Genomic DNA, 12,981 nt, shown 5'->3' with positions numbered 1-12,981 from the left:
CTTGCCGGCGATAGGGCCGACGCATTTCTGACAGGCAAAAAAATGCAGGAAATGCTGGATGGGGTCAGCATTTCCCGCCTCAGGGTGAAACGAAAGGCGCGTGTCGCTTAGAACTTGGCTTCCAGGTCCACCTGCAGCGTGTCTACGTCAGCATCGCTGTTGGGCAGGTTGGAGTAGTCGGTCTTGGCCATCATGTAGGCCGCGCCCAGGGCGAAGTTCTTGTCGATCTCGTAGCCGACCTTGAACTTGTGGCCACGCGAACCCGTGAAGCCGTTGCCGAAGTCGGAGTCGGTGAACAGGCTGACCACGGCGTTACGCTGCACGTCGCGGTAGTTGTAGTCCATGCTCCAGGCACCCACTTTGGTCTTCAGGCCGGCCAGCCAGGCCTTGTCCTTGCCATCGGTGCTCTCGGTGTTCTTGACGAACTGGCCGTAGGCCGACAGTGGGATGGCGAAGCCGGTGAAGTCCAGCTGGCCGAAGCCTTCCACCAGGTTGAACTCGTTGGTGGTGTTGCCCAGCGAGCGCAGTGGCGCCGATTCCTTGTCGTTGTCGTAGCCGTAGACGCTACCACCCACGGTAACCTTGAGGGTGTCGGCGGCATTGAACTTGGTACCCAACTGGCCGTGGTACAGCTGTGCGTCGTGCTTGAACTGCACGCCGTCGCCGTCGACGTTGTCCTTCAGGTTGTAGTGACCGAGGCTGCCGAACACTTCGGCAGGGCCCAGGTTGGTCTTGTAGGTAACGGCCAGGCCTTCCGGGTTGATGTCGCTGTCCCAGATGATGTCGCCCATGCTCACCCACGGCTGCAGCATCTTGCCGCCGATCAGGTGCAGGTTCGGCACCGCAGTCGGGTGCCAGTCGAGGTAGGCCAGGTCGACCCACAGCGATTTCTTCTCGAAGTAGTTGTCCAGGCTCTGGTTGGTCGAGCGGGCATCGGCGCTGCTGCCGGTGGCCACACGCACGCCGGCGTCGACCTGCGGGTTGATCTCGCTGTAGAAGCCGACACGGGCACGCACGCGCTCACGGTCCTGGTTAGGGCTGCGCGAGATCGGGTTGTCGACGTTGACGTCTTCGTAACGCAGGCGCACATCACCCTTGATCTGGGTCTTGGCGGCCCATGCCACTTTTTGTTCAAAGGAGCTCATACGTTCGGACTGAGCTTTCTGGTCGGCCTTTTCCTTGGTTTCTTTTGCCAGGTCGCCCTGCAGTTCGTTGTACTGCGCCTGGTTGATCGAACCGTTGGCGCGGAGCATTTCGAGCAGCTTGGCGTCGACAGCAGCACTGGCTGGAGTACTCAGAGCCAGCATCATGCCGGTGAGGCTCACTCCAGTAAGTGTAGAAACAAGACGCATAAGGTTCTCCCTGTTGAATAAAGTGGGGAGGCTTAAAGCGCCCGCCCCCGAGTTGGCATGTCTTCGGAAAAGGCCTGACTAGACAGGTTCTGGGGTTCCGGAAAACAGGCGCAAGTATTGCGGGGAGGAATGACAGAATAATGTCTAATTAGTGGCACTGTTGTTAAGTGAACAGCAGTTCAATTGAGTGTCGCGGCGGGTTTGGCAATACTGCCTGCCTCAATACAGCGAGTCGGAACCGTGATCAGTCTTCACAGCCTTGCCCATCTACGTGACCTGCCGGCGACCACCTGGGATGCACTGGTGCCCGATGGCCAACCCTTCCTGCGCCATGCCTTTCTCAGTGCCATGGAAGACAGCGGCAGTGTCGCGCCGGGCAACGGCTGGGCCGCCGAACACCTGGTGCTGGAACGCGACGGTGAGGTGCGCGCACTGCTGCCGGCCTACCGCAAGTGGCATTCGTTCGGCGAGTACGTGTTCGACCATGGTTGGGCCGATGCCTGTGAGCGGGCTGGCATCGCCTATTACCCCAAGCTGCTTGGGGCTGTGCCGTTCAGCCCGGTCAGCGGGCCGCGCCTGTTGAGCGCCGAGCCCGGCGACGCCCTGCTGTTGTTGCAGGCGCTTCCGGAATACCTGGGCAAGGGTGGGTTGTCCGGGGCGCATATCAACTTCACCGACAGCGCGCTGGACCAGGCGGTGGCGGGCCTGCCGGGCTGGATGGAGCGCCTGGGGTGCCAGTTCCACTGGCGCAACCAAGGGTACCGCGACTTCCAGGACTTCCTCGACACGCTCAGCTCGCGCAAGCGCAAGCAGATGCGCAAGGAGCGCGAGCAGGTGGCGGCGCATGGCATCGAGTTCGAGTGGTACCGGGGCGATCAACTGAGTGAGGCGCAGTGGGACTTCGTCTACTTGTGCTACGCCAACACCTATACCGTGCGCCGCCGTTCACCCTACCTGACCCGTGAGTTCTTCAGCCTGATTGGCGCACGCATGCCCGAGGCGATCCGGGTGGTGATCGCTCGGCAGGGTGGCCGCGAGGTGGCCATGGCCCTGAGTTTGATCGGGGGCGACAGCCTTTATGGACGCTACTGGGGTTGCCTGGATGAGTTCGACCGGCTGCACTTCGAGACCTGTTTCTACCAGGGCATGGACTTTGCCATTGGCGAAGGGCTGCAGCGTTTCGATGCCGGGGCACAGGGCGAGCACAAATTGATTCGTGGGTTCGAGCCGGTGATTACCCGTTCGTGGCACTACCTGCTGCATCCGGGGTTGCGGCGGGCGGTGGAGGATTTCCTGCAGCAGGAACGGGCGGGGGTCAGGGCCTATGCCGAGGAGGCGCGTGAGATGTTGCCGTATCGCCAGATTTGAAGTAACTGGCGATAGAAATAGCACGCGCTATTCCTGTAGGAGCGGCAGACTCAATCCACCCCGACAAACCCACCGGTCTGGTGATGCCACAACCGCGCATACAACCCGCGCTGGGCCAGCAGCTCACTGTGGCTGCCGCTTTCGACGATGTGCCCTTTGTCCAGCACCACCAGGCGGTCCATGCGGGCGATGGTCGACAGGCGGTGAGCGATGGCGATTACGGTCTTGCCCTGCATCAATGTCTCCAGGCTTTCCTGAATTGCCGCCTCGACCTCCGAGTCCAGCGCCGAAGTGGCTTCGTCCATGATCAGGATCGGTGCGTTCTTCAGCAGCACCCGGGCAATGGCGATGCGCTGGCGTTGGCCGCCGGAGAGCTTGACCCCGCGCTCGCCGACATGGGCATCGAAGCCGGTGCGGCCCTGGGCATCCGACAGTTGCGGGATGAACTCGTCGGCCCGGGCCCGGCGCACCGCCTCCCAGACCTCCTCGTCGGTGGCATCCGGGCGACCGTACAGCAGGTTGTCGCGGATCGAGCGGTGCAGCAGCGAGGTGTCCTGGGTGATCATGCCGATCTGCGCGCGCAGGCTGGCCTGGTTGACCTCGGCGATGTCCTGGCCGTCGATGAGGATGCGCCCGGCCTGCACGTCGTACAGGCGTAGCAGCAGGTTGACCAGGGTCGACTTGCCTGCACCGGACGGGCCGATCAGGCCGATCTTCTCGCCGGGGCGGATGTCCAGGTTCAGTGCATCGATGACCTGGCTGCCCTTGCCATAGTGAAAGTCCACGTGCTCGAAACGGACCGCGCCCTGGCTGACCTTCAGCGTCGGCGCATCGGGCTTGTCGCTGACCGTTACCGGCTGGGCAATGGTCTGCAGGCCGTCCTGGACCATGCCGATGTTTTCGAAGATGCCGTTGACCACCCACATGATCCAGCCCGACATGTTGACGATGCGGATCACCAGGCCCGTGGCCAGGGCAATGGCGCCGACGGTGATCAGCGACTGGCTCCACAGCCACAGCGCCAACCCGGTGGTGGTGACCACCAACAGGCCGTTGAGCGAGGTAATGACCACGTCCATGCTGGTGACGACCCGTGCGGCCAGTTGGGTTTTTTCGGTCTGCTCGCGGATCGCTTCACGGGCGTACTGCTGTTCGTAGTCGGTGTGGGCGAACAGCTTGAGGGTGGCGATGTTGGTGTAGCCGTCGACGATGCGGCCCATCAGTTTGGAGCGGGCATCGGAGGAGATCACCGAGCGCTCTTTCACCCGGGGCACGAAGTAGTACAGCGCAGCGATGTAGCAGGCGATCCACACCAGCAGCGGCAGCATCAGCCGCCAGTCGGCTTCGGCGAACAGCACCAGCGAACTGATGGCGTAGATCAGCACGTGCCACAGCGCGTCCACCGCCTGCACCGCCGAGTCGCGTAGCGAGTTGCCGGTTTGCATGATGCGTTGGGCGATGCGCCCGGCGAAGTCGCTCTGGAAGAAATTCAGGCTCTGCTTGAGCACGTAGGTGTGGTTCTGCCAGCGGATCAGGCTGGTCATGCCCGGGCTGATGGTCTGGTGCACCAGCAGGTCGTGCAGGCCGAAGAACAGCGGCCGCAGCAGCAGGATGACCACCAGCATCCAGGCCAGCTCACCGGCGTGAGCGCTGAAGAAGTTGGCGTTGGGCGTGCCCTGGGCCAGGTCGATGATCCGGCTCAGGTAGCTGAACATCGCCACCTCGATCAGCGAGGCGAACAGGCCGACGATCAGCAGGGCGAGGAAGCTCGGCCACACCTGGCGCAGGTAATAGAGGTAGAAGGGCCAGACCTTGCCGGGGGGCGCCTCGCTCGGCGCCTCGCGGAAGATGTCGATCAATTGCTCGAAACGACGGTACAGCATGGGTGAGATAACTCCTGTTCCATCCGACCCTCAGGCGGTTCACATCCTTGTGAAGCCTGCGGTCAGTCGATGCGTTTGGCTGACTTGATGTACACCGGGTCGGCTGGCACGTCGCGCATGCCTTTCTTGACGGTGGTCGGCGAGTTGACGATCTGGTCGACCACTTCCATGCCCTTGGTGACCTTGCCGAACACCGCGTAGCCACGGTCACGCCCCGGGTTGAGGAAGTCGTTGTCGGCCACGTTGATGAAGAACTGGCTGGTGGCCGAATTCGGGTCGGAGGTGCGGGCCATGGACAAGGTGCCACGGGTGTTCTGCAGGCCATTGCTGGCTTCGTTGCGGATCGGGTCTTTGGTGCTCTTCTGCACCATCTGGTCGGTGAAGCCGCCGCCCTGGACCATGAAGCCCGGGATCACGCGGTGGAAGATCGTATTGTTGTAGAAACCGCTGTCGACGTATTGAAGGAAATTCTTCGTGCTGATTGGTGCTTTTTCAGCATTCAGCTCGATCTCGACCTGGCCGAAGCTGGTATCCAGCAACACGTGTGGCGTCTTGTCGGAGGCCATGACGCTGGTGGCGAAGGCGACCGAGCAGGCGGTCAGCAGGAGTTTTTTCAGCATGGGCTCAAAGATCCTTGAGAGGTGGAAGCGGCTGCCAGAAAGGGCAGCAGGGTACGGTTGAAGACTGCGGGTTGGTCCAGGGGCGTAGCGTGCCGGGAATCCTCGATGACCGCCAGCCGGGCTTGCGGCATCAGGGCGACGTAGCGCTCCTTGAGTTGTATCGGTGTGTAATCGTGGTCGGCGGCGATTACCAGGGTAGGACAGGTGATCTGCCCGATGCGTTCCTGTACGCCCCAGTCGACGATGGCGTCGAAGCTTTTGAGGTACGCGCGTTTGTCGTTGCGTGCCCAGCGTTCGGCCATCTTGCGCCGCAGTTCGGCCTGCTGGGGTTTGGGGAACAACCTGGCGGCCAGGCCCTTGCCCACCGTTTCGACGCTGAGCAGGCGCGCCAGGCCCCAGCGCTTGAGCCACCAGACCCAGTCGCTGCGGGTGCGGCGTTTCACTTCGGGCGCACTGTTGACGATGCACAGGCTGCGCAGCCAGGCGGGGTGGTCGACGGCGAACTGGAAACCGACCATGCCGCCCATCGACAGGCCCACGAAGTGCACGGGGCCGGTGCCAAGGTGCTGGAGCAGGGCCAGCAGGTCGTCGCTGAAGGTCTTGATGTGGTAGCCACGCCGCGGCTTGGAGGATTGGCCGTGGCCGCGGATGTCCATGAGGATGACCCGGTAATGGCGGCTGAACTCGGGAACCTGCAGTTCCCAGTCCTGGCTGCTCGAGCCCAGCCCATGCAGCAGCACCAGGGGTTCGCCCTGGCCGTGTTCCTCGTAATGCAACAGGCATCCGTCATGTTCGAAACAGGCCATGGGCGCGGTCCTCTCAGGCTTGCGGGGGGGCTGCGAAGGGCACGTCCAGCGGCGCGGTGTCGAAGTTGCGCAGCAACTCGATGAGGATCTGCGTGGCCGGGCCCAGGGTCTTTTCCTTGCTCGAATAAAGGTAGAACAGCGGGTGGCGGCTGCCACCCTGATCCAGTGGCAAGGGCTTGAGCACGCCATCGCGCAGCTCGCGCTCGATCATGTGCCGGGGCAGCCAGGCAAAGCCCAGGCCGCTGCTGACGAAGGTGGTGGCCGTGCCCAGGCTGCCCACCGTCCAGCGCTGCTCGGCGCCCAGCCAGCCGACGTCGCGCGGTTGGGCGCGGCCGGAGTCGCGGATCACCACCTGCAGCTGGCTTTCCAGGTCCTGGAAGGTGATCTCACGGCCCATGCGGTGCAGGGCGTGCTCGGGGTGGGCGACGGCGACGAACTCCACCGGGCTGAGCTCGGTGCCCAGGTAACCGCCGATGTTGAAGCTGCTGATGGCCAGGTCGGCGATGCCTTCGTGCAGCACCTCCTCGACCCCGGACAGCACTTCTTCACGCAGCCGCACCCGGCAGCCGCGGCTCTGCGGCATGAACGCACTGAGGGCGCGCACCAGGCGGGCGCTGGGGTAGGCCGCGTCCACCACCAGGCGCACTTCGGCCTCCCAGCCCTGTTCCATGTGGTGGGCCAGGTCTTCCAGCTGGCTGGCCTGCTTGACCAGCTGCCGCGAGCGGCGCAGCAGCACGCTGCCGGCCTCGGTCAGCACCGCCTTGCGCCCGTCGATGCGCAGCAGCGGCACGCCCAGTTGCTCCTGCATGCGCGCCACGGTGTAGCTTACCGACGACTGCGAGCGGTGCAGCGCCTCGGCAGCCTGGGCGAAACCGCCGTGATCGACCACCGCCTGCAGGGTCCGCCACTGATCCAGGGTTACGCGCGGCGCTTTCATCCAGGGCTCCTGTTGTCCTAAGCTGCGCTCTTCTCAAGGAGAGCGCCGGTATGAAGAAATGTTGTGCGGCTGTGCTGCTGTGCCTGCCCCTCGTGGCCATGGCTTACCCCATCGATGTGGAGAAAGAGACGGACGGGGTCAAGGTCGACTACACCGCCTATGACACTGCCTACGACATCGGCTCTATCACCCTCAACAACTATGGGCAGGTGCCGGCGGCGTGCAAGGTAACGTTCCGCAATGGCCCCGAGGCGCCGCGTGTACGCCGGGTCAACGTGCCGGCGGGCAAACGCGCCGATGTGACGGCGAAGTTCAACCGCGAAATTCTCAAATTGCGCATCCAGGTGGACTGCAAAGCGGAATAAAACGGATTAGTCGATAGGTTGGTCCCACTTTTTACGCTTTTTTATCGATAGGTCAACCCTTAATCTCACCTCCATCGAATCGCCACCCTTTACCGCCGATGGAGGCACCCCATGTCCCGCGTACTGATCATCGAAAGCAGCGCCCGCCAGCAGGATTCCGTTTCCCGTCAACTGACCCAGGATTTCATCCAGCAATGGCAAGCGGCGCACCCTGCTGACGAGATCAAGGTCCGTGATCTGGCCGTGGCCCCGGTGCCGCATCTGGATGCCAACCTGCTGGGCGGCTGGATGAAGCCTGAAGAACAGCGCAGCGCCGCTGAACTGGAGGCCCTGGCCCGCTCCAATGCGCTGACCGACGAACTGCTGGCCGCCGACGTCCTGGTAATGGCGGCACCGATGTACAACTTCACCATCCCCAGCACGCTCAAGGCCTGGCTCGACCACGTGCTGCGCGCCGGTATCACCTTCAAGTACACCCCGACCGGCCCACAAGGCCTGCTGACCGGCAAGCGCGCCATCGTCCTGACCGCCCGTGGCGGCATCCATGCCGGCGCCAGCAGCGATCACCAGGAACCTTACCTGCGCCAGGTGATGGCCTTCATCGGCATCCATGAGGTGGACTTCATCCACGCCGAGGGCCTGAACATGAGCGGCGAGTTCCACGAGAAGGGCCTGAACCAGGCCAAGGCCAAGCTGGCCGCGGTGGCCTGAGGCTCAACGGATTCCCAACCCTGACACCTTGTTGCTCCTTTGGGTGTGCCTGCCCGGTCATTGCGATGGCCGGGCTTTTTTATGGCTGGGACACAGCAAGTAGCTATGCCGGCCTCTTCGCGGGTGGATCGCAGCGGCGAAGAGGCCGGCACAACCCATACAAACCTCATGGTTGAACTGCCCGGACCCAACCCGCTAAGGTCGCCGCCTTGACCCCCGAGAGGCCACCATGGGCTACCTGATAATCGTCGCGCTGATCCAGGCGTACTCCTTCAACCTGATCGGCGAATACCTGGCCGGCCACGTCGACAGCTACTTTGCCGTGCTGGCCCGGGTGGTGCTGGCCGGGCTGGTGTTCCTGCCGTTGACGCGCTGGCGCCAGGTCGAGCCGCGCTTCATGCGCTCGATGCTGCTGATCGGCGCGCTGCAGTACGGCATTACCTACGTGTGCCTGTACCTGAGCTTTCGCGTGTTGACCGTGCCTGAGGTGTTGCTGTTCACCATCCTCACGCCGCTGCACGTCACCCTGATCGAGGATGCCCTGAACCGCCGCTTCAACCCCTGGGCGTTGCTGGCTGCGCTGGTGGCCGTGGCCGGTGCGGCGGTGATCCGTTTCGACAGTGTCACGGGTGAGTTCTTCGTGGGCTTCTTGCTGTTGCAGCTGGCCAACTTCACCTATGCCGCCGGGCAGGTGCTGTACCGCCATCTGGTTGCCCGTCACCCTAGCGACCTGCCGCACTACAAGCGTTTCGGCTACTTCTACCTGGGCGCGTTGATTGTCGTGCTGCCGGCGTTCCTGCTGTTCGGCAATGCTCAGCACCTGCCAAGCACCGACACCCAATGGCTGGTGCTGCTGTTCCTTGGGCTGTGCCCGACGGCGCTTGGCCTGTACTGGTGGAACAAGGGCGCCTGCCTGGTTTCCGGCGGCACCCTGGCGGTGATGAACAACCTGCATGTGCCCGTGGGCCTGCTGCTGAACCTGCTGATCTGGAATCAGCACGAGCCGCTGGGGCGCTTGGCGATAGGCGGCTCGATCATTCTTGCGTCGGTGTGGCTGAGCCGGTTGGGCGTACAGGGCAAGGCATTGCCAGTGTCACGTTGAAGCGGTAAATCCAGCGGCCTCATCGCGGGGCAAGCCCGCTCCCACGAAGGCGCCACCTGTGGGAGCGGGCTTGCCCCGCGATTGCGTTTTCAAGCCGTTTCGCGATGGCTGGCCCTGGCCGCCAGCCCGGCACGCATGTCGTTGCCGCTCGGCTGCTGGTACAGGCTCAGGCCGAACTCCGGCAGCACCGCCAGCAGATAGTCGAAGATGTCGCCCTGGATGCGCTCGTACTCGGCCCATACCGTGGTGGTGGTGAAGCAGTAGATCTCCAGCGGCACGCCTTCGGCAGTGGTCTGCAGCTGGCGCACCATGCGGGTCATGTTCGGGTGTACGTTGGGGTGGCTTTTCAGGTACGCCAGGGCAAAGGCGCGGAAGGTGCCGATATTGGTCAGCTGCCGGCGGTTGGCCGACAACCCGGCGTTGTGGCCCTGGGCCTCGTTCCATTCGCGCAGCTCCTGGCGCTTGCCAGCCAGGTAGTCGCCGAGCAGGCGCACCTGGCCCAGGCGCTGTTCTTCTTCCTGGGTCAGGAAGCGCACGCCCGCGGCGTCGATGAACAGGCTGCGCTTGATCCGCCGCCCGCCGGATTGCTGCATGCCGCGGTAGTTGCGAAACGACTCGCTCATCAGGCGCCAGGTGGGGATGGAGACGATGGTCTTGTCGAAGTTCTGCACTTTGACCGTGTGCAGGGTGATGTCCACCACATCGCCGTCGGCCCCGGCCTGGGGCATCTCGATCCAGTCGCCGACGTGGAGCATGTCGTTGCTGGTCAACTGCACGCTGGCGACGAACGACAGCAGGGTGTCCTTGTACACCAACAGCAGCACCGCCGACATGGCACCCAGACCCGACAGCAGCAACAGTGGCGAGCGGTCGATCAGGGTGGCGACGATGACGATGGCGGCGAAGATCCACAGCATCATCTTGGCCAGTTGCATGTAGCCCTTGATCGAGCGGGTGCGGGCATGCTCGGTGCGAGCATAGATGTCCAGCAGCGCGTCGAGCAGGCACGACAACGCGCGGGTCATGAACAGCAGGGTGATGGCCAGGGCGAGGTTGCCGAGAAAGTGCTGGGCGGTGGACGAGAGTTCCGGCACCAGTTTCAGGCCGAACTGCACCACCAGCGACGGGGTAGTCTGGGCCAGGCGGTGCAGCACCTTGTTGTGGCGCAGGTCGTCCAGCCATTTGAGCGCCGGTTGCCGGGCCAGCAGGCGGCTGGCGTGCAGGATCAAAAAGCGCGCCAGGCGGCCGATCAGCAGCGAGACGAGCAGCAGCACGGCCAGGCCAAGGGCGGCGTGCAGCAGCGGGTGTTGGTCGAGGGTGCCCCAGAGGTCGAGGGCATCGCGCCAGAATCGTTGAAGGTCCATAAGCGTAGAAGCGGTCTGTGTTGCGGTACGAAGCGGCATTAGAGCGTGGATCGGCGCAAAGTTGCCAAAAGAAATTCGGTTCTGGCGGCGGAAAACGTTACCCTATGCAACTTGAATTTTTCGCACTTGCCCGAGGTTACCCCCGTGTTTTCCCAATTCGCCCTGCACGAACGCCTGCTCAAAGCCGTGGCCGAGCTGAAATTTGTCGAGCCGACCCCGGTGCAGGCAGCGGCCATTCCCCTGGCCCTGCAAGGGCGTGACCTGCGGGTGACGGCACAGACCGGCAGCGGCAAGACCGCTGCATTCGTCCTGCCACTGCTCAACCGCCTGGTCGATCGCAGCGGCCCGAGCGTGGAAATCCGCGCGCTGATCCTGCTGCCGACCCGCGAGCTGGCCCAGCAGACCCTCAAGCAGGTGAAGCTGTTCTCCCAGTTCACCTATATCAAGTCGGGCCTGATCACCGGCGGTGAAGACTTCAAGGAACAGGCCGCCATGCTGCGCAAGGTGCCGGACGTGCTGATCGGCACCCCGGGCCGCCTGCTCGAGCAGCTCAATGCCGGCAACCTCGACCTGTCCCACGTGGACGTGCTGATCCTCGACGAAGCCGACCGTATGCTCGACATGGGCTTTGCCGAAGACATGGAGCGCCTGTGCAAAGAGTGCGAGAACCGCAAGCAGACCCTGCTGTTCTCCGCCACCACCGGCGGCGCAGCCCTGCGCGACATCATCGGCAAGGTGCTCAAAGACCCTGAGCACCTGATGCTCAACAGCGTTTCGCAGCTCGCCGAAGGCACCCGCCAGCAAGTCATCACCGCAGACCACGACCAGCACAAAGAGCAGATCGTGCAGTGGCTGCTGGCCAACGAGACCTTCCAGAAGGCGATCATCTTCACCAATACCCGCGTACTGGCCGACCGCATTTACGGCCATCTGGTGGCCAAGGACGTGAAAGCCTTCGTGCTGCACGGCGACAAGGACCAGAAGGACCGCAAACTGGCCATCGACCGCTTCAAGGAAGGCGGCTCCAAGGTGCTGGTAGCCACTGATGTGGCTGCCCGTGGCCTGGACATCGACGGGCTGGACCTGGTGATCAACTTCGACATGCCACGCAGCGGCGACGAGTACGTGCACCGTATTGGCCGTACCGGCCGTGCCGGTGGCGAAGGCCTGGCGATCTCGCTGATCACCCACAACGACTGGAACCTGATGTCGAGCATCGAACGCTACCTCAAGCAGCAGTTCGAGCGCCGCGTCATCAAGGAGGTCAAGGGGACCTACAGCGGGCCGAAGAAGGTCAAGGCCTCGGGCAAGGCGGCTGGCACCAAGAAGAAAAAGACCGAGAAAAAAGCCGGTGACAAGAAGGGCACCGCCAAGCGCAAGCCGACCGCCAAGCCAAAGGCCAATGCGCCATTGGCCAGCGCCGATGGCCTGGCGCCGCTGAAGAAGCGCAAGCCAGCGGCTGAGTAAGCGCTATCTGATGCAAGCCCGCCACTGCAACGGTGGCGGGTGATTTCGCGCTTTCCCCAAGCGTGCGTAGCCCATTTCCCAAACTGCTCCTCAGCCCAGGCATTTTGCTGCCTGGCTTCCAGACTCCCTCTGGCATGTTTTCGCTGGCAGGAGTAGCGTATGTACAACTGTAAATACGAAAGTCCCATGCGTTTTGAATGGGACGAGGAAAAGAATCAGCTGAACATTCGCAAGCACGGTATCGACTTCAACGAAGTGCCCGACATGTTCCGGCACCCGATGCTGGTGCTCAAGGATGAGCGGTTTGATTACGAAGAGGCACGCTGGATCAGCATGGGCTGGATCAACGCCTGCGTCAGCGTGGTCGCCTACACCGAACGGCAAGGGGGTGTGATCCGAGTCATCTCCGCCAGAAGAGCTACCCGACGCGAGGAAATGCGCTATGTCGAAACCATCCAGGAACAGCGATGAACACGCCGGTCGCGGGGCGATCGACACCTCGGATATCCCCGAGTTAGGCGACGACTTCTTCCGCCAGGCCGAGCTTCGCTTACCGGCCAAGCAAACCGTGACCATACGCCTCGACGCTGACGTGCTGGCCTGGTTCAAGGACCAAGGCAGTGGCTACCAGACGCGTATCAACCAGCTGCTGCGCCAATACATGCTGGCCCAGCAGCGCCGCTGAATCAGGTGCGGCTCAGGTCTTTTTCTCGGCTTCTTTCAACTCCATGATCCGCTTGTCGATCAGTTGGCACTTGTCAGGCAAGTCCTTGCTCGCCGTCCCGAGCTCCATGCCTTGCAGTTCGTCGTTTATCTCTTTGGCTTTCTGCGGATTCTGCTCGGTCAGCCGGGCAACCAGCCCGGCCAGTTCCTCGCGTTTGTGCGTGGCTTCTTCCGGCGTGCAGGCCCAGGCGGGCAAGGCGCACACCAGGCTGGCAAGCATTGCGGCGCGGTAGAGGGTTTTCATCATCTTGGCCTCTGGTGATCCTGCTACGTGTGAGGGGCG

At 63.0% G+C, this 12,981-nt stretch carries 14 protein-coding genes; 7 read left to right on the top strand and 7 right to left on the bottom strand.

The genetic code is table 11. The annotated features are described in order from the left end of the window. Window positions 1-107: 107 nt before the first annotated feature. Window positions 108-1,352, bottom strand: coding sequence for a putative porin (locus L6D77_RS03130; RefSeq protein ID WP_232880948.1), 1,245 nt, complete (start codon window positions 1,350-1,352; stop codon window positions 108-110). 240 nt (window positions 1,353-1,592) lie between these two features. Between L6D77_RS03130 and L6D77_RS03125 the strand changes: the two genes are divergently transcribed. Further along, a complete protein-coding gene (locus tag L6D77_RS03125; RefSeq protein WP_232880950.1) occupies window positions 1,593-2,720 on the top strand; it encodes a GNAT family N-acetyltransferase in 1,128 nt (375 codons plus the stop codon). 50 nt (window positions 2,721-2,770) lie between these two features. Here L6D77_RS03125 and L6D77_RS03120 read toward each other — a convergent pair whose 3' ends face one another. The 4 genes from L6D77_RS03120 to L6D77_RS03105 all read right to left on the bottom strand — a co-directional run bounded on the left by L6D77_RS03120 (window position 2,771) and on the right by L6D77_RS03105 (window position 6,966). Beyond that, window positions 2,771-4,603, bottom strand: coding sequence for an ABC transporter ATP-binding protein (locus L6D77_RS03120; RefSeq protein WP_232880952.1), 1,833 nt, complete (start codon window positions 4,601-4,603; stop codon window positions 2,771-2,773). Window positions 4,604-4,665: 62 nt separating this feature from the next. After that, the gene (locus L6D77_RS03115) at window positions 4,666-5,223 is read right to left on the bottom strand and encodes a peptidylprolyl isomerase (RefSeq protein ID WP_125859592.1); all 558 of its coding nucleotides are present in this window, start codon (window positions 5,221-5,223) and stop codon (window positions 4,666-4,668) included. Then, complete coding sequence (locus L6D77_RS03110; RefSeq protein WP_232880953.1) at window positions 5,217-6,029, bottom strand: alpha/beta fold hydrolase; 813 nt, start codon at window positions 6,027-6,029, stop codon at window positions 5,217-5,219. Before L6D77_RS03110 ends, L6D77_RS03115 begins: the two co-directional genes overlap by 7 nt. Before the next feature lie 13 nt (window positions 6,030-6,042). Further along, window positions 6,043-6,966: a LysR family transcriptional regulator gene (locus tag L6D77_RS03105; RefSeq protein WP_110995903.1), complete on the bottom strand. Its 924-nt coding sequence runs from the start codon at window positions 6,964-6,966 to the stop codon at window positions 6,043-6,045. Window positions 6,967-7,016: 50 nt separating this feature from the next. On the opposite strand from L6D77_RS03105, the gene L6D77_RS03100 reads away from it, so the two are divergent. From L6D77_RS03100 to L6D77_RS03090, 3 genes are all read left to right on the top strand, one after another. Next, window positions 7,017-7,331 carry a 3-phosphoglycerate kinase gene (locus L6D77_RS03100; RefSeq protein WP_232880955.1) on the top strand — a complete coding sequence of 105 codons (315 nt, stop codon included), beginning with the start codon at window positions 7,017-7,019 and terminating at the stop codon, window positions 7,329-7,331. Between the two features lie 111 nt (window positions 7,332-7,442). Next, window positions 7,443-8,042, top strand: coding sequence for an FMN-dependent NADH-azoreductase (locus tag L6D77_RS03095; RefSeq protein ID WP_232880957.1), 600 nt, complete (start codon window positions 7,443-7,445; stop codon window positions 8,040-8,042). A 229-nt stretch (window positions 8,043-8,271) separates the two neighbouring features. After that, entirely contained in the window at window positions 8,272-9,144 is an 873-nt protein-coding gene (locus L6D77_RS03090; protein ID WP_232880959.1) for a carboxylate/amino acid/amine transporter, read from the top strand. 89 nt (window positions 9,145-9,233) lie between these two features. On the opposite strand, the gene L6D77_RS03085 is transcribed toward L6D77_RS03090, so the two are convergent. Then, on the bottom strand, window positions 9,234-10,508 hold the full coding sequence (locus L6D77_RS03085) for a mechanosensitive ion channel family protein (protein WP_232880961.1): 1,275 nt from the start codon (window positions 10,506-10,508) through the stop codon (window positions 9,234-9,236). 144 nt (window positions 10,509-10,652) lie between these two features. On the opposite strand from L6D77_RS03085, the gene L6D77_RS03080 reads away from it, so the two are divergent. From L6D77_RS03080 to L6D77_RS03070, 3 genes are all read left to right on the top strand, one after another. Next, complete coding sequence (locus L6D77_RS03080) at window positions 10,653-11,975, top strand: DEAD/DEAH box helicase (protein WP_232880969.1); 1,323 nt, start codon at window positions 10,653-10,655, stop codon at window positions 11,973-11,975. 186 nt (window positions 11,976-12,161) lie between these two features. Continuing rightward, window positions 12,162-12,446, top strand: coding sequence for a BrnT family toxin (locus L6D77_RS03075; RefSeq protein ID WP_232880971.1), 285 nt, complete (start codon window positions 12,162-12,164; stop codon window positions 12,444-12,446). Beyond that, a complete protein-coding gene (locus L6D77_RS03070) occupies window positions 12,418-12,660 on the top strand; it encodes a BrnA antitoxin family protein (protein WP_232880973.1) in 243 nt (80 codons plus the stop codon). Before L6D77_RS03075 ends, L6D77_RS03070 begins: the two co-directional genes overlap by 29 nt. Window positions 12,661-12,672: 12 nt before the next feature. On the opposite strand, the gene L6D77_RS03065 is transcribed toward L6D77_RS03070, so the two are convergent. Next, on the bottom strand, window positions 12,673-12,942 hold the full coding sequence (locus tag L6D77_RS03065; protein ID WP_232881070.1) for a hypothetical protein: 270 nt from the start codon (window positions 12,940-12,942) through the stop codon (window positions 12,673-12,675). Window positions 12,943-12,981 lie beyond the last annotated feature (39 nt).

Source organism: Pseudomonas parasichuanensis (assembly GCF_021601385.1).
Taxonomy (GTDB): domain Bacteria; phylum Pseudomonadota; class Gammaproteobacteria; order Pseudomonadales; family Pseudomonadaceae; genus Aquipseudomonas; species Aquipseudomonas parasichuanensis.
This window is presented reverse-complemented; position numbering and strand designations above follow the sequence as displayed.